10 protein-coding genes are annotated in these 17,759 nt (G+C 35.6%); 8 read left to right on the forward strand and 2 right to left on the reverse strand.

Features of this window, described 5'->3' with window-relative positions; all coding sequences use genetic code 11:
- The first annotated feature begins 8 nt into the window (after positions 1-8).
- A complete protein-coding gene (locus CH364_RS03375) occupies positions 9-1,256 on the forward strand; it encodes an Nramp family divalent metal transporter (protein ID WP_100742210.1) in 1,248 nt (415 codons plus the stop codon).
- On the opposite strand, the gene CH364_RS18780 is transcribed toward CH364_RS03375, so the two are convergent.
- On the reverse strand, positions 1,243-1,443 hold the full coding sequence (locus tag CH364_RS18780) for a hypothetical protein (RefSeq protein ID WP_243401227.1): 201 nt from the start codon (positions 1,441-1,443) through the stop codon (positions 1,243-1,245). The two genes, CH364_RS03375 and CH364_RS18780, sit on opposite strands and share 14 nt — an antisense overlap.
- Before the next feature lie 35 nt (positions 1,444-1,478).
- Here CH364_RS18780 and CH364_RS03380 point away from each other — a divergent pair, with 35 nt between their 5' ends.
- The 6 genes from CH364_RS03380 to CH364_RS03405 all read left to right on the forward strand — a co-directional run bounded on the left by CH364_RS03380 (position 1,479) and on the right by CH364_RS03405 (position 15,543).
- Positions 1,479-2,636 carry a Na+/H+ antiporter NhaC family protein gene (locus CH364_RS03380; RefSeq protein WP_243401228.1) on the forward strand — a complete coding sequence of 386 codons (1,158 nt, stop codon included), beginning with the start codon at positions 1,479-1,481 and terminating at the stop codon, positions 2,634-2,636.
- A gap of 94 nt (positions 2,637-2,730) precedes the next feature.
- On the forward strand, positions 2,731-3,549 hold the full coding sequence (locus CH364_RS03385) for a sigma-70 region 4 domain-containing protein (protein WP_100742211.1): 819 nt from the start codon (positions 2,731-2,733) through the stop codon (positions 3,547-3,549).
- A gap of 63 nt (positions 3,550-3,612) precedes the next feature.
- Positions 3,613-3,954, forward strand: coding sequence for an STAS domain-containing protein (locus CH364_RS03390; protein WP_002989181.1), 342 nt, complete (start codon positions 3,613-3,615; stop codon positions 3,952-3,954).
- 21 nt (positions 3,955-3,975) lie between these two features.
- On the forward strand, positions 3,976-7,008 hold the full coding sequence (locus tag CH364_RS03395; protein WP_100742212.1) for an LIC_11026 family protein: 3,033 nt from the start codon (positions 3,976-3,978) through the stop codon (positions 7,006-7,008).
- A gap of 7 nt (positions 7,009-7,015) precedes the next feature.
- On the forward strand, positions 7,016-7,603 hold the full coding sequence (locus CH364_RS03400; protein ID WP_100742213.1) for a DUF1318 domain-containing protein: 588 nt from the start codon (positions 7,016-7,018) through the stop codon (positions 7,601-7,603).
- A gap of 86 nt (positions 7,604-7,689) precedes the next feature.
- Entirely contained in the window at positions 7,690-15,543 is a 7,854-nt protein-coding gene (locus CH364_RS03405) for a PD40 domain-containing protein (RefSeq protein WP_100742214.1), read from the forward strand.
- On the opposite strand, the gene CH364_RS03410 is transcribed toward CH364_RS03405, so the two are convergent.
- On the reverse strand, positions 15,540-16,625 hold the full coding sequence (locus tag CH364_RS03410; RefSeq protein ID WP_100742215.1) for an aminopeptidase: 1,086 nt from the start codon (positions 16,623-16,625) through the stop codon (positions 15,540-15,542). The two genes, CH364_RS03405 and CH364_RS03410, sit on opposite strands and share 4 nt — an antisense overlap.
- Before the next feature lie 3 nt (positions 16,626-16,628).
- Between CH364_RS03410 and CH364_RS03415 the strand changes: the two genes are divergently transcribed.
- A complete protein-coding gene (locus tag CH364_RS03415) occupies positions 16,629-17,756 on the forward strand; it encodes a S1C family serine protease (protein ID WP_004784920.1) in 1,128 nt (375 codons plus the stop codon).
- Positions 17,757-17,759: the final 3 nt, after the last annotated feature.

Raw genomic sequence — 17,759 nt, forward strand, 5'->3', positions numbered from 1 at the left:
TGTCCAAAATGAGACGATTTCCTTTTTTAGCTTATCTTGGTCCTGGTCTACTATATGCCGGTGCCGCCGTTGGTGTTTCGCATCTTGTGCAATCAACTCGAGCCGGTGCAGTGTATGGATATGGATTACTTTTCGTTGTCCTATTTGCAAATTTAATCAAATATCCTTTTTTTGTTGTCGGCACCAAATATACAATTGTTACCGGTAAATCATTGTTAGATGGGTATGAGGCTTTAGGTAGACTACCTATTTGGATCTTTTTTTTAATCTCCGTTGGTACGATGTGTATCATTGTTGCCACAGTAACGCTTGTCACATCTGGACTTTTTTCCAATCTTCTTGGGATTTCTATGGAACCTTGGTTACTTTGTTCTATGATTCTAATCTTCTGTTTTCTTTTGCTTGCAATAGGAAAATTTGCAGCTTTGGACGGTCTTATGAAATGGATAGTGGTTTTGTTAACCATTTCAACCATCGTTGCCATGGTCCTTTCCTTTTATGCAGGGATACCTAAGTTGGAAACGGCAGGAAAAACATTTTCAATTTCGAATCTTGGAGATGTTGCTTTCCTGATTGCACTTATGGGATGGATGCCAATTCCGATAGAAGCAGCTGTATGGCAGTCGGATTGGACACTCGCAAAAAAAACTCCTGATGGCAAACTGCCTCCAATGAAATATGCGATGTTAGATTTTAACATCGGTTATATTGGGACTACCTTGCTTGCGGTTTGTTTTTTGGCTCTGGGTGCAAACATGATGTACAATACAGGAGCCGAGTTTTCTTCTCAAGCAGTTAGTTTTGCATCTGAACTTGTAAAATTATACACAACAGCTATTGGTTCTTGGTCTTATCCTATCATCTTAATCGCTGCTTTTTTTACAATGTTCTCCACAACATTAACTTGTTTTGATGCTTATCCTCGGGTTGTTTCTAATGCAAGTCGTCGACTATTCAAACCATTTGCAAAAATTCCGACAGAAAAATTGTATTGGTATTGGATCCTTTTCGTGGGAGTGGGTTCAGTTCTAATTTTACTTTTTTTTAGAACTAATATGAAGAGTTTGGTGGATTTTGCTACTACCGTATCTTTTCTGAATGCACCTGTTCTTGCTCTCATTCACCATTTGATATTATTTGGAAAAGAAATTCCAAAAGAACAAAGGCCAAAACCTTGGATGAATTTACTTTCTTGGTTTGGAATTTTGTTTTTGTTTGGTTTTTCTATTTATTATATCAATATTACTTTTCTTTAAAGTATGGAGAGAGAAAAATCGCACTCAATATTTTTCTCTCTTTCTCCACTTCTTTATTTAATACTTTCGATTCTATTTTTTCGATTTGTATGGATTCTACCGTACCCGCATCCTCTGGCTTTATTTGTAGCCGGGCTTTTTGCGTTTTTACAGAGAAGAACACGTAAATCTGTATTTTTAAAATCATCGTTTCGCAAAAATTTTTTCTCAGTATTGCCAGCAATGGAAATCCTTTTTTTTGTGGGGATGCTCATTGCCTCTTGGGCTTATTCGGGAGTGCTTGTGACGATGATTCATGCAGGAATTTTATTTCTCCAGCCCGATTATTTTTTACCTTCTTTGGCTATTGTTTCTGCAATTGCTGCCATGGTGTCCGGTTCTTCTTGGACCACTGCTGGTACGTTAGGTGTTGCGCTGATGGGTGTAGCTGAGGTAATTTCGTTTCCAGAGACAATGGCTGCTGGCGCCATTGTTTCCGGTTGTTACTTTGGGGACAAGTTATCCCCGCTTTCTGACACAACCAATTTGGCCTCAAGTTTAACGCACGTTCCAATCTGGAAACATATACAACATATGTTAAAAACCACTTGTATCAGTTTTGGAGTTGCTATCTTAGGTTTTTACATTTTGAATCTTTATGTTTTGGATTCACACCAAAATACCAATTTAACTTTAAAGTCAGGTGTAATTTTTTCTGAACCAAATTCCAGTATTTCTTGGATCAAGTTGATTCCGGTAATATTAGTTTTTGGGTCCTCATTTTTTAAATTGCATATCAGAATATCATTGTTACTCGGTATTGTTTCAGCGATAGGTTTTAGTTTTACTGAACGTGGGATACAATTTCATATTTTGGAAACATTGGTCTTCGGATTCGAATCGAAAACTGGAAACGCAGTATTGGATCGATTTTTAAGTGGAGGCGGGATTGTTGCCATTCTCCCAACGGAAATTTTGATACTTGCGGCTGTTTGGTTTGGTGCGGTCGTGGAAGGTTATGGTTATTTAAATGAAATCTTAATCCAAATTAAGGTTTGGGCAAAAGATAAATGGGATATACTTCTTTCTACTATGGGAACATCGTTCTTATTGAATTTGGTGACAGCAGACCAATACTTATCATTGGTGATTCCTGCTCGTGCCTTTCGTAGTTTAGCTGAAGAAAATTCCATTCCGGAAAAAGACATCTCACGTTCGTTAGAAGATTCAGGTACCATCACATCTCCCCTGATTCCTTGGAACAGTTGTGGGGCATTTATGTCTACTTCACTTGGAGTTTCGGTAATGTCTTTTTTCCCATTTGTTTTTTTTAATTTATTTCATGTGATACTTTCAGTATCACTTCTGTTAATCGCAAAAAATAAATCTAAAAGTTCGTAGTTGAACAAACCAAGTTCATATAACGGGAGATAAACTCTTAATATGAATTATAATAGGGTTTCTTTCTTAAGTAGATTATTTATAAATTCCATCCATGTTACCAAGAATACTAGATGAAAAAATTTTACCTTTGATTGAAGAAGCAAGATCCAATCATGATTTAAATATAGTAAAAACTCAATTGCCCATCTGGATGGTGGATCGGTTGGCAAAAAAAAGGAAAATTACGGAAGATGAAAGTTCGGAGATGGTTGTCACTATCTTGGAAGTATTCACAAAAATGTGGGCGCTTAGTTTAAACTACCATATAACCAATGTTCTCGGCTTTTTTGTTACTTATGCCTTTAATCAGTATCGAAACAGGTTTCGTCGAACCGAAATATCTGAATCAGGTGAACTATATTTACAATTATGGAACTATGATTTGCCCGCAAATGAGGAGCATCCTATTGAGTTTTTGGATTTAGAAAATCCACTCAAGCTAGAATTGGAAAAATTGCCTACACTAACAGCTTTAGTGTTGTCCTTACAGTTTGATTTGCCAATGAAACAGAACTTAAAACAGCTCCTTCTCTGGAAGATACGTGAATCAAATCAAAACATCGATACATTTTATCGGGAGCTAGAAGAGAAACGATTGCGACAACGCCAAATTTTAGCCCGACTTTCGGGAATGATTACCAGATATACGCGTAAACTGTATGAAGCAACGGATCCAAATCGGCGAAAATGGTATCTCAAACAAAAGAAACTCTGGATTTTACGACGTTCAAAAACCATCGATCGCAGTTTTCTTTCTGAACGAGAGATTGCAAAGCTCTTAGGAATTTCCAGAAAGGCAGTTCGCAATCATTTGTCACAGGGAAAACATCAACTTCGAAGGGCTGGCAAAGATTTATTGTACTATGCATAAAAATTTGCTTTACATTCAGCAAAATCAAAGGATTTTAATGGCAACACCACCTTCCGAAGGGTTATGAAAATCAAAGTTACTAGTAAAAACGACGTGCACATCATTAAAATTGAAGGTGCCATCAAAGCCGGAAATGAGTTCGAGCTATCTGAAAAGATTGAACAGTACATCAAAAAAGGCCAAGTCCCTAAGTTTATAATAGATTTGAAAAAGGTTCCTTTCATCAACTCCGCTGGATTAGGGACATTTTTAAATATTTATAAACACATCGACGGCCTGAATGGTAGACTTGTATTTGCGAACTTAAATTCCGATATCGAGAACCTAATGGAAATCACAAAACTTTCTAGCGTTTTCGAGATTTATAAAACTCTGGAAGAGGCTGAAGACTCCTTCGAATATTAATCGCAAGAGGCGATTCTACTAATGAATCCAATCCTGAAGGTAAGTTTAGGAATCGCCAAAACAAAAATCTTTCGTGGACTTTTTGTCCTTTTTCTATTCTATAAATCTCTTTTTAACGCTTTCACAGCAGACCTGCTTGTACCTAAATTAGTCTCTCATTTTACTATGGGTCGAATGGAGGGAAACTTTCATACGTTCTCCCTTTTTTTCGGGATTGAGATAGAAAACTTCCGACTCTACCCGGGCATTCCATTTGAAAACACACCGATGGTGGAAGCCAAACAACTTCGCCTTCGTTATAACCTTCCTCTTTTGGTTTTTGGAAAACTTAAAATTTCTGAAATTGGACTGCAGGCTGGAAAAATTCAAATCGAAGAAAATATGGGAAGGTGGAACTTTCTTTCTTTCTTAAAACAAAACAAAACGGATACACCGGAGCCAGTACCAGAACCAAAAACACCACTTACTGAACTCAAAACCTATCTTCCGTTACAGGTAAGTGTTTACATCAATTTAGATGCCATTGAATTTCAATTGAAACGAGACACAGGTTCCTTACATTTTTTCTCCGCTCAAGATCTTTCTTTGCAGACGGAATTGGAAACAAACAGATTCACTTCCATTCCATTCGATTTCTCTGCCCTCAATCAAATTGATCATGTACTTATTTCTCTCAATGCATCCAAACCAATCCCACTAGACTTAGATTCAAAAGAGTTGCGATGGAAACAAACCATTCCGCTGTCTATGCGATTTGAATGGGATAGAACTGTATCTCCTGAAATGTTTTTGTTCACAACGGACATTGGGAAGGATGATCTCTTACTGGAAGTTAGAAAAAAACCAGTCCAATTAGGTTTACGTCTGTTATCTGACATACATTACGATAATCAATTGGATTCGGTTAGTATCAACCAGTTAGATCTAAAAGTGCTTGGGCAATCCTGGCTCAGTTTTTCGGGTTCCATTCAAGATGTATCAAAGGAAAAACCGAAAGTAAATATCACAGTTGGAAAATCAAATATACAACTTACACAGCTGCAACGTTCGCTTAATCAGCTATCAGGAATTATTCCAGATATAAATTTATCAGGTGATCTATCTCTTGAAGGTACAGGCATTCGTGGTGATTGGCAAAATGCGGAAGCGAATCTAAAACTAAAAGCAAATCAGTTGTTTTTGAAAATGGGAAAATCCAAAGTGCATTCGATTCCAACTGCTTTGATTGATATAGTATCTCAAGTTAGTTTTGCCGATATAAAATCACAAACTGCTGGGAAACCTTTCCCTTATATCAAAACAATTATGATTTCACCTTCTCATATCGATTACAATGGAGCTTCGTTATCGCTGTTTGGTGACTATTCAGAACAAAAAGGACTCAATTTTCGAATTAATGCAGATAAACTTCAGTTAGGTGAGTATGTAACTAATCTTGGTGGAAAACTAAAAACAGAAATTGGGATTATTGGTGAATCGTTTGCGACTGTTTCGGTCCAAATGAATGCAAAAATTGACGGCTTTCGGTATCAATTGGATCGTTCTATTTCTCCTTCTTCTTTATTTGGCCTCAGTTTAAATGCGTTATTACTTTTCGATCGTCCTTTTGGATTATCGGAAATTAAAATTTCTGACCTAAAACTTGATCAAAAAACCATGACGGGTAACAAAGCCATGGAGTTAGACTTAAAGGGAAGTGTACAACTTGGTTCAAATCTCACTGCAAGTCTATATCCGCTGGGTTTGAATGTTCATACGTCCAATCTTTTGTTAGTTCTTCCTTTGGTTTTAAAGGAAAAACTTTCACCTCTCCAAAACTTGTTAGGAAATCATCCCAAATTAAAGCTGAATGCTCGTTATTTAGCATCTGGAAATTCAAAACAAATCAAAGCCGATCTTGGAGCGGAACTTCCCGGATTGGAAATGAAAGATTTGAAAATGGTAACAGACCTTTCTATTTCTGGGAATGAGATAAACGAAATTGTTATTCGAACGTTAAAAATGAATGCTTTTGGTGGTATTTTTAATTTAGCAGCTAGTGGAAAGTTATATAAAAATGGCAAACCAAAACCACCGTTAGGTCCATATTTCGGGAATTTAAATTTATCCTTCGGACTTGTTTCTGCAACAAAAGAATATTTGGCGAAAGGTCTTAGTTTCCAAGGTGATTTGGGGTTAAATTTAAAAATTCAAGATTATGATATCACGGGTGAGTTACATTCTAAAGTCCCAGTGATTGCTTATAATAATCAAAGATGCCCTGGCGAACAGTGCCAAGCCTATCTTTTGGAAGATGTGATCGCGAAAATTCCAATTGAACATAACCTAGCACGTAATGTTGAAGATAGTTTGATCGTTGGTGATAAATCAATATTTATAAAAAACTATGGAAGGAACCAACCATCCAACCTAACAATAGGACATGTTCTTGGAACCCATCCGAGTATCCCTAATTTACCTTTTGAATATGTGAAGCGGCAAAAGGAAGGACCGGGACTTACGGCATCGATAGAATACAAAGAAAACTATGCAAACATTGAATCTTTAAGATCATATTCTTTGGATGGATTGGTTCTTGGGAAAAATATGGTTTTTAATTTAGGAAATTTGGATCCTAAATCAATGGAATTTCGTGGGAACTTTCTGATTCGAGACATTGATTTAAAACAATTGATGGCTCCCAAGGTTCGCGATAAGATTGATGATGGAAAATTAAAAGCAGACTTGAATATTTCCGTAAGAGATTTGAGTGAACCTGTTGCTAATTTAGATTTGTTTTTTTCTATTTTTCAAATCGGCCGTGATTTTGGTAAAAGTGCCTTAAATGTTATTTCTCCTCAAAATTTCATTATTGATCGAATTACAGATAGTTATACGATCAACAAAATTGATATATCCCTATCGAAGGGATTAGTTTATGCAGATGTATATTTTAATCGATCGTTGTTGTCTTTGTTAGTGAATTTAGAAGATGGTAAAATTTCTCAGCAAAGAATGCCTCTAGCAAATTTTTTAAAACGAGCTCAAAGCGAAATCCAAACATACCAAGAGTGAGGTATTTATGAAACGTCTTATTTTTTTATCCCTAATGTTGGGATGTAAATCCATCTTAAACCTAAAAGTTCCTCCAATCACAATCACTAATGCGCAAACAGCGGCCGAAAAACAAATGGTAGGTGAAGATCGAGAGTTAGAGAAAGATGGTTGGATGATTGCTTCTATTCAATCATCGTCAAATGGCCGATCCAATCGTGAAAAATTAGCTGCAGAAGATTTAGATCCAGAGATAAAGGCTCATCGTGTACGATTAAACTATTTAACACCAGAATTAAAAAGGTACAAAATGCACGGTATTGTGGGGGAGACTCCATCTGGTTTAGTTAAGCTAAATCCTCTAGCAATTGGGTTACCAAGTTATTCTCAGTATGAGATTCCTGCAAAACGAAAACGTGTTGAAGATGTGATTTTGTTTTTAAATGAATCAAGAAAAGTCATTTGGGAAAAAGAAGTTTTTACTCAGAAGAAAAAAGGGAAAAAGGACGACGAGTTAGTTCAATTCAAACAATCTTTAATTGACGAATATTATCAATCTGTTTCGGCAGGAGAATATTATGAAACAACAAGTGGTAGATGGGAGAAATTCCAATGAAACCTATTTTGCGGTTTCCAGTATATTTAATTTTCCTCTTCTCATTTCTTTTTTCAAATTGTGTATTGTTTCAAAAAAATGTTAAAATGACGAATGTCGATTTTGATTATTCGGCAATTTCAAAAAACTATTTTTCACCTACCCAATCGAAACCTTTTCCACTAACAGTTCAGAGAGGAAACAATTTATACAGCTCAACTACGAATGATGGTAGGTATTTATTTTATGCAACTGATCAAAAGGGAAACTTTGATATTTGGTTTCGCGATTTAAAAAGCTCCATCGTAGTCCCTGTGACTAATCACCCATTCTCTGAATCAAAACCTTCAATTTCACCTAATGGAAAGTATCTTGTATTTGTATCTGAAGAGTTTGACTCAGAAGGTGATTTGATGTTGCTGCCGATGGACATAGAGGAATGGACTCATGAACTACTAAAAGGAAATCGTTTTATTAGTGATGATTTTATTCAACTTACCAACAAACCAAACAAAAATGGTGAATATTCCAAAGGTGTAATTGATACTGATCCTGTTTGGTCCCCTGATGGGAAAATCATATATTTTGTTTCTGACCGTTTCACTCCCGGTTTACCAAATCTTTGTGCTATCAAATTAGAAAATCAAAATCAAATAACACAAATTACAACTCAAGGTGCAACTTCTCCTTATGTTTCTGCGGATGGAAATAGTATTTATTTTATCTCATATTTCGAAGATTCGAAAGGTGAGATTTATAGAATCAATTTACAAAATTCTGCAATCCAAAGGATGACCAATAATTTTTATTTGGACTTCTCTCCTACTGTTGATCCAAAATCCAAAAATCTATACTATGCTTCAATTCGTAAGGATACAAATCAGAATGGAAAATTGGATGAGCGTGATCATAGTATCCTTGTGATGAAAAATTTGCAAACGGGAGAGGAACGTGTTCTTTCTTCTGGTGAAACATCTAATTTTGACGTTCGTTACTCAAATTTTAATGGGGGTTCCATTCTTTTTTCTGCTTCTTATTTTAATGCGATCAATATTTATTTTATTCCAGAAAACGGAGCCATCCCGAAGCAACCTAACATTCGTGAGCAGTACCAATACGCAAAAACATTTTCTGCAGGACAAAGTTTAGATTCTTACTTCTTAGCTTTAGATTCTGTTGAATTATTTTATTCCGATGATCCTTTGTTCCCAGTTTATTCTGCTAGAGTCGCCATTTTAAAATACATATCGCTGATTCGTGTGGGTAAAAAAGAAGAAGCTCGAATTTTTTTTGATTCCTACCGTCAAAAATCTGCGTTGATCCAAAATCATTTCGCATTATTTTTATTTCGATGGGAAGAATCGAAACAAAATAACAAAAAGTTCGATTTCCAAAATGAAATTCACGAGAACCATACATCGAAATGGAGTAAAGATGCACAAGCAATGTTGTATCATCTTTATGCAGATGAATTGGAGAAGGATAAAAAACTTTCCCTTGCTTTTGAAAATTTAAAACTTATCTACGAACGATTTCCAGATTACCATCAAATTGATGAGATTAAGCGACGGTTAGGTGGATACGAGTTCCAGCCAAATTCTTTAAGATTGTCACAGTTATATAAGGAAATGATTTTTGGTTGGGAGCAGGAGAAAAAACGTTATTTATTGAATCCATCTCTTCCGTTTTCGAATGATCATAAAAGGGATCTTCGGTTCCTTTTGGAAGATGTGATTCAGAAAATTACTGAAAATCGAAATAGTGAGTCGGTTATTTCTTTTGTGGATACCTTACTTGTTGATCCTGAGGTAAACCAAATCCCGCAGTATTCAATGACTCTGAAATATCTGAAAGCAAAGTCATTATCAGACATTCGAAAATTTAACGAATCTAATGAAGTTTTGGATTCGATCATTCCTATTCCTATTCAAATTGACTTGGAACCTCCAGGCAAACCTTCTGTCTTTGAAACTCCTTCGTTTATTGCAGAATACAAAAGTCCTATTTTGTTACGTGCCAACTTGTTAAAGTATTACAACCAAAAATCAGCAGGAAATACTTCTGATGCACTACGTAACTTAAAAATATATTTAGAATTTTACGATCCAATTCTTGGTGTTGATTTGGGTGAAGAAGACATTCAGAGTGCCTTTTTCTATTTTGAGAATAAAGCGGTCGAATTTGAAAGGATTGGCGACTTACTTCAGTCATCGTTCCATTACTTTTTCAACAATCAAAACATGTTTCTTGTTAAAACAAGAAATTTGTATTTAGATTCTTTATACAAAGAATATGCAATTTATTACCAACGTAAGATGGTTGATACAATCTTTTTATATGGGAAAAAAATCCGCGAAGAAGAAGAACGTGCTCTATTAAATCAACTGAATATCTTAAGTAAAGACAAACTGAACGTTGTTGGAAATATATCTGGCATTACATCTTTACTTACCGATAATGAATTACTACGTGGTGTAGTTGATGTTAAAGATTTTGAAAAAATTGAAGTTCTTTCTGAGAAGGCACTTAGTTGGACTGAGTTATATTATAAACAAGCGGTTCCCCGTGCAAGGCCTTATTTGGACCTCGCTACTCTATATGGATATTCATATTATTTAATCAATAAATATGTAACTTTTGAGTCCTATTACTATTCCACTGGAACAATGACAGATGTTCGCAAAACAGAAATCCTAGAAAATTTTAAAAGAGCTGAATTGGAACTTCGTTGGATCATTTACGCAGATCCTACACATTATGATGCTTACCAATTACTAGGGTGGTTGTATCAATATGTTGATTTGATTAAAATGCAGAAAAATCCAAATTCGGGAGAAGTTGATTCTGAAGTTTATGAGGCACTTTATAAAAAATATTTTCCTGATAAAAACTTGGAAGCTAATATTGAGCTTTATAATCAGATTTTAGTATTTTTAGGCGATGAATATACTGATCGTAAGGTTCTCTCTGATCTAAATTTGAATTTAGGGAACAATTATTTTCTATTAAGTAACTTCCCAAAAGCAAACGAAAGTTATCGTAAAGTTGAAGATGTTTCTATATATTTATCTGTCAAAAATCAATTTGATAGTTACAAACAAGAGGCAATTTATCATTTCAATTATGGAAAATCCTTGATTTACCAAGGTCAATATAAAAAGGCATCAGAACAATTTTCCAAATCAATTGATATATATTTTAAAAACGAATATTACCAATCCGTAAATGCGTATGCATTGGAGCCTAATGCTTATACTTTAGGAAAACTAAATGATATTCGTTCCAAATTGGCTTTATTATTTTCGCTAAAAGGTTTATCTGATTTGGAATTTGGAAATTATGAAGAAGCAATTGCTTCCTTTCAAACAGCAATTGCATACAACAAAGACGTTAAGTTTATAAGCCCTGTAAACTTGGCAAATTATTTGGCAATAGCATTCCAAAAGATAGGTAGGTTTCGTGACTCTTACCAAATGTTAAATTTAGCAGAGACTGAATATGCTTTGAATAAAGAATCTATCCTTCAGCGTTTTAATAAATGGAGTTGGAAAGATATACTTTTTGGAGATAGTTTTCGAGTTAAAGGTGATGGTCGATTCCCTGGTGAGTTTCCTAATGATTTCAAATACCTACTCACTTTAGGAATAAGAATTGAAAATCATATCGAACAGGAAGAATACGCGGCCGCATTGTCGGAAATCCAAACAAGAAATGATTTAATTACTTCAAAAGATTTGGATGAAACAATCATTGGAAAAAATATTCTTGCAAAGTCAAGGCAGGTAGAAGCGCAAATTTATCAAAGAAGCCAATTGCAAGTAGAGGCAGTCGGTCACTATAAAGAATTAACTGAAATTCTATTGGAAAATCCTGTAAACAAAGGGATAGAGAATTTATTTCAAAATTATGCACATTCAGTTTTTTCATTGCAAGAATCTTCGGATTTTTCGTTAGAAACCAAACGTGCATTACTGGATCAATTTTTGAATCAGTTGGAACTTTGGAGAAAAAAAGAAGTTACAAATTGTGCAGAAATAAATGAATTTTGCGAAAATCAATTTAGAACTTTGAATCCTAGGTTTGACATCGTTTACGGGACTGCTTTATATTATCTTTCCTTACACTTGGAACAAGAAGGAAGAGACATTTATACCATCCTAGGGAAAGCGGTTGAAGCATTGGAAAACCCTGGACTTGTGGATCCTCGGGTCATTGGTCTACCAAATGACCCAATTTCCCGGCGGACAAGGGTTCGTGCACAATTAAATCTTTATTCCATTTATATGAAGTTAGGTGATTTTGTTTTAGCTGAAAAAAAATGGAAAGAAACTTCCGAATTAGCCTATGAATTTCGATTAGATGAAGAAATGTTTTGGGCAAATGCACAGAGATTTAAGTGGGAAAAATATCGTTTTGTCCTAGAGAAAAAAAATAATTTTATCACTTACGGGAAAGAGGCATTTCAAACTTATCAATCCAATTTAAATGTTAGGCTTTTTTCTCCGAAACACAGGTTGATTGATTTTTTAGAATCCTATTCCGAGTCACAATTGGCATTTAACGAAACAAAGGCATTTGTCAATCACTGGGAAAATTTTCGTAGCCTTGAGTTGTTCAGAGATTTGATTTCAGCACAATTTGAATTTGAAGATTCAAAGTTAAATTTGTATTATCAGGATTTAGTGAAATGGTTCAAAGGATATCGTAAACTTAGTAATTTAATTTCAGAAAAAGCATTGAAACGTGAATCAGTTGTTTCTTCTTTAAAACAACAAACACTCGAGATTCAAAATTTAGACGGAATCCTTGAAAAAATAAGAAAGGTATCACCGGAACGGTCTGCGTTTTTAGAACCGAAACGATCTGCAATGGATTTGTTTTTAAATGGTTGGGTCGGATACTATCCTACAATTAATTCTAATGTTTTCCTTTATTCTCAAGATGGAAAATTAAAAGCCGATTTCTGCAATACATCATCAGAAATTAATCGTTGTATTCCAAAAATACAAAACAATTTTCCGACAATTCAAGTCATTGGTACGAAGGCAAACGGAAGTTTGGTGAAAGATCTGCTAAGTCAATATCATAAATTTGATATTTTTCCTTCAGTTTATTTTGATAGAAGCCATAACGAACTTTTCCCAGAGAGAAATGAACGTAGACTCAAATGGGTAACTATCTACGGTGAAAATGAAAAAAGAAACCAAGGCCAAAATGTAAGGACTCTTCCTTCTGGGAATCTAGGTGTGTATTTGTATGACACAGATTATTTGGTAACCAATCGCTCTCTTAAAAACCAAACTAGTCTATTTGGAGATGAACGATCGCAGATTTTTCCACTTCGAGAAATATTTCAAGGAAGTGGATCTGAAATTTCAGTGATTGGAATCAACGAATCGAGTTTTGAGACAGAAAAAGAATGGAATCTAATCAGTAAATTATACGAAGTTTTGCGTTCAAAACGAGTTCAGAATATCGTTTCATACAAATCCAAAAACAGTGAAGACTATTCTTCGATGAAACTCTCACTTTTTGCAAAAGATCAAAACCGAGTGTTGATTGGAAACTGGAAAGATTTTTCAATTTCCAAAGATGGTTTGGATAAAAAAGCGAAACAATTGATTGAAGATGGATTTTTAAAGGAAAAATCTAAAGAATTCGTAGATGCCTATGAAAATTATTATACAGCCTCTACTTTGTTAGATGATGGTGATGAGTTTTTGTCTACACTTGAGTTGAAATTGGCGAAACTGAAAACGGAAATATTCCCAAACGTTCCTAAAAAATCAATTTTTAGGCCACTATGGTTAAAGTATTCAAAATCACCGTTCCAAAATCAAATTCGATATGAGTATTTGGTATCTTGTCTTTCTTCTAAAGAAAAGGAAGATTGTAAATACAATACATCGGATTTTATTGGTGAAGAAAAAGATTCTTATTTAGGCGCTTTGGAATTTTATATTCAACTGCGCCGTGGGACTGTGAAAGAATTAGCCGCAAAAAATGAACTACGCTCCAAAGTAGAAACAAAGGAAGATCCTTTTTTGCAAGCATATCGATTGGGGACATTATATATTCAAAACTATATGTTTTATGAAGCGGAGGCTGAAACAAACAAGTTAGCCAGGCTTGCGAAAACGACAAAAGAGAAAACAGTCGTAAAAAATCGTATTTTGGAAATTTACTTTCACAAAGGTTTTTTGTTAGGTGACAAAGAAATTTATTTAACTTCCCTCACTTCAACTTCTGCATACAATTATGGTTTCAAAAAAGATTGGAAAAATTTCGATGAAAAAGTTCTTTCTAGGGATTTTACAAAATTTGGATATGCAGATTCAATTTATGATTCGTATCGTTTAAGGTTATACACTGCCTGGAAAGAACAACTCCAAACAGGATACTTTGAGCCAATGTCTTTAACACCTGAATACCTAACTAGCGGTGAATCAGTGTTAACGAAACTTTCTCATTTGAATCGAACCTTATTTTATCATTTACTTTTGACTTCTATTCCGTTCCAAAAGAACCAGGAAGTAAATTCTTTAATTGAACTGCTTCTTGCTGAAGAAGTTAAAGAAGGACGCAGTTATCGAACACTTTTTTTCCGTTTGGAACTGGCGAAGGCTTTGTTACTTCGTGGAGACTCCGAAATGGCTTTGTCTTTGGTTTCAAAAATTCAATCCTTGGATAAAGATTTGGGTGAAGGAAACAAGTTTTGGCAAGAGAAGTGGAATGACTTAAAATGGAAACTTGATTATTTGAAAAACCAACCTTCTACGATTGTTCATACGAATCCGTTTCTAAAAATTTACCAAACTGCCAAAACTCAAAGACCAGAAGAATACATTGGTATATTAAATGAATTCAATCGTAAAAATCGAGGTGAATATTTAAGTCCTGAATTGAAAGAGGAGTATGAGTTTTTATTTCATTTTCTTTTGCAACAAAGTTTAGAGAAAAATAGTTCTGAAAGTTTTTTTGACTTAGCGATTGCACGAGACTTGTTTCGGTTTACATCCAGTCGTTTTTCTGAAGGTGAATTGTATGTAAAAAACATTCCAAATTTTGAAATACTTTCAGAAAAATTAAAAAGAAAGATGATCGGCAAACAAGAGTTTCATGGAATTTTTGATCATGGCAAAAAAACTTATCTTTTGAGTTTTGCATCAGGTAAATCTTTGGGTCGTGAGATGTTCTCTGATAACAAATCAATTTACCGGGAATCAGTCAGGTATTTTCGTTCTGCTGAATCAGGAAATCAGGAGGTTATCCTTCGGGAATCTTTGGTTGATAAATACCGAACAAGTTTACGGTTAAATAAATCTAATCGACATTATATCTATAGTTCGGGGATTCATGCAGTTGTTCCTATGGTTTTACCTGACATGGAATATTATTCTGTAGCTTCAGTTTCGGATTTTGTTTCTAATCAGGCGATCAAGCTTAGCTCTATTTCGCCTAAAAAACCGGATGTGTCTGTTGTTGGTTGGAAGTCTTCCTTGGAGGATGAAGTTAGTGCCAATCTATTAATATGGGAAACAGGTGGCAAAAAAGATGGTAATGCAGCGTATCGTATAGATTTTTCGGCAATTGGTTGGTGCCAAAATAATTATTTGTGTAGTGGTGGAACACCTTTGTTTGATGTCTCCGGAAAAAGTGGAAGTATAACAAAGTTATATGCTAATCAAAAAATTGGAACGTCGACTCAATATACAAATGATTTTAGTGGAGTTGCTTATTATCTTGCGAGAGAAAATGCTGGCTTATTTGTTTTACATTCAGGTATTCAATCGGGTGTTCACAATTTGTTTTTTCTCAAACAGTTTTTGCAAGCGGAAGATTTACCAAAACCATTGTATGTTCGTTTGGTCGAAGGGAAAGAAGCAGCAAAAAATTCTACGATTGATGACAGGTATTGGATTGGTTACAAACTATATACTTCCGCAATGATTGAAGATTAAATATTTTCGTTTAGGAATTGTTTTCGTTTTTCTTCTGGAAGATCAAAGAGTTTTTTTACTTCTTCATGAAACATTGGAAAGTTATAACTGGCTTTTTTAAATAAGGTTTGAAAACTAACCTCACCAGAATGGTAACGGAGAGCACCTAGAAAATCTTCGTTGTTCCATTCACGAACCAAAAACTCTTTGGATTTTTCTTCAGGGACTAGTTTTTTTTGAATTACTTCTTCTTTGAATTGAAGCAAAATCTTTTTTTTTTGATTTTGTTTTTCTTCGTTAGTTAGCTGTGATGCATAAAGTGTTTTTAGTTCTTCTGCATATTTTTTTAAAAGAGTTAAGGTGATTTCTCTTCGAACTTTGTCTTTTTTGAATTTCTCTAAATGTATACTTTTTTCTCCTTCTTTTTTTGTGTAATACAGTTCGATCCCTTTTTCTTCCACATAACTTGCATAAGACTCATTTAAAGTGGAATCTCCCGGAAGATAAACTGTTGCATGTGCCATTTCATGAAAAACTAGTCCCACAAGTCTATGGTCTGGCCAACTCAACTGCGGTGATAAAACCGGGTCAGAAAACCAACCAAGTGTTGAGTATCCGCCGATGGCCCGGATGCGAGTGTCGTATCCTTCGGCTTGTAATTCCTTTTCTAGGGAAATTGCCATTTCTTTGTTAAAAAAACCTTTGTAGGGTACAGTTCCCGCAATTGGAAACCACCAAGTATATGATTTTAGTTCCAAAGCTTCTGAAGCGCTGACATTCCAACCAATTTCTTCTCTATCTAACTTGGTATAGTATTCAAAACCGCCTTTTTCGTTTAGCGCAAGTTCACCGATGGCAAAATTTCGTGCCTCACGTATTAAGTTTAGTTTTTGTTTTGTTTTTAAATCCAACACTTGTCGACTTAGAATTTCGTCGATTTTTTCACGACCCAAGATTATTGAGGATTGTTCCTTACCTAAGTGAAATAAATACGGTAAACACCCAGAAAGGAAAATGGGAACCAGTAAAAACACAAATAGTATCAGAATCTTTTTGATTCGACAAGGAAGGGGAATCGGCAAAAGTGGAAGGGGTTTTGGCATTCTATGGAAAGAAAAACTTCGATTCCGCCAGTCGTCTACATTAACTTTGCATTAGTTTTTGTACTTTTGTTCGCCATCTTCTTTCCAGAGATTCGATCGGCTGTAACGAAGCTATTTGCGTCTCCCAAACCGATTTCTTCTAGCAAACAAAGCCAGGCCATTCAGATCCAAACTAGTTTTCGTAACGTATATCGCGAAGCCCAACAATTTGTAGTTTCAATTCGGACGAAAAAAACAGAGATGATTTTCCATCCATATGCTTTTGGTGAAAGTAGGGAAGACCGAATCTCTTCCATTGGCAGTGGTTTTATCATCGATGAAAGAGGGTTTGTTGTCACAAACTACCATGTCATTAAAAATGCAGAGATCATAGAAATCATCATGTCCGATGGCCGAATTTTTCCAGCACGTTATGTGGGAAGCCATGAAAGAGCAGACATCGCACTCTTAAAAATCCCAAGTAACGACCGTTTCACTCCCGCTTTTTTAGGAAATTCAGATGAAATCGAAGTCGGGGACTGGGCCATTGCCGTGGGCTCACCTTACGGACTCGAAAAAACATTTACTGTGGGTGTAGTCTCTGCCAAATCTCGAGAGGATTTGGACGAAACCGGACAAACTCATATCCAGACGGATACGGCCATCAATCCAGGTTCCAGCGGTGGTCCACTTTTGAACATTTACGGGGAAGTGGTTGGGATCAATCGGATGATACGCTCCTCATCTGGCGCCAGTGCTGGGATTGGTTTTGCAATTCCCATTAGTTATGCCAAACGTGTACTTCGTCAAATTGAACAAAACGTGGGACAAAACATTCGACCTGCCACTCTAGGTGTCATGGCGACGGCCCCTCTTCCTGACCATAGACGTTCTCTCGGAATTCCAGGGGAGACAGTGGGTGTTTTGGTCTATGACATAGAGCCAAATTCCTCAGCAGAAAAAGGAGGACTTCGCCGGTATGACTTTATCGAAGGAGCCAATGGCCTCCAGATCCGCCATATCAATGATTTACGAGAACAAGTGGGACTTGTTGGTCTGGGGGGCGTCTTACGGTTGAAGATATTACGGGATACCCAAGAGATGGAATTATCGATCCCTTTGGTCGAGGCCGCCTATAAAAAAGGCCAGTAAATT

The sequence above is a fragment of the Leptospira harrisiae genome (genome assembly GCF_002811945.1).
In the GTDB taxonomy this organism is placed as follows: domain Bacteria; phylum Spirochaetota; class Leptospiria; order Leptospirales; family Leptospiraceae; genus Leptospira_A; species Leptospira_A harrisiae.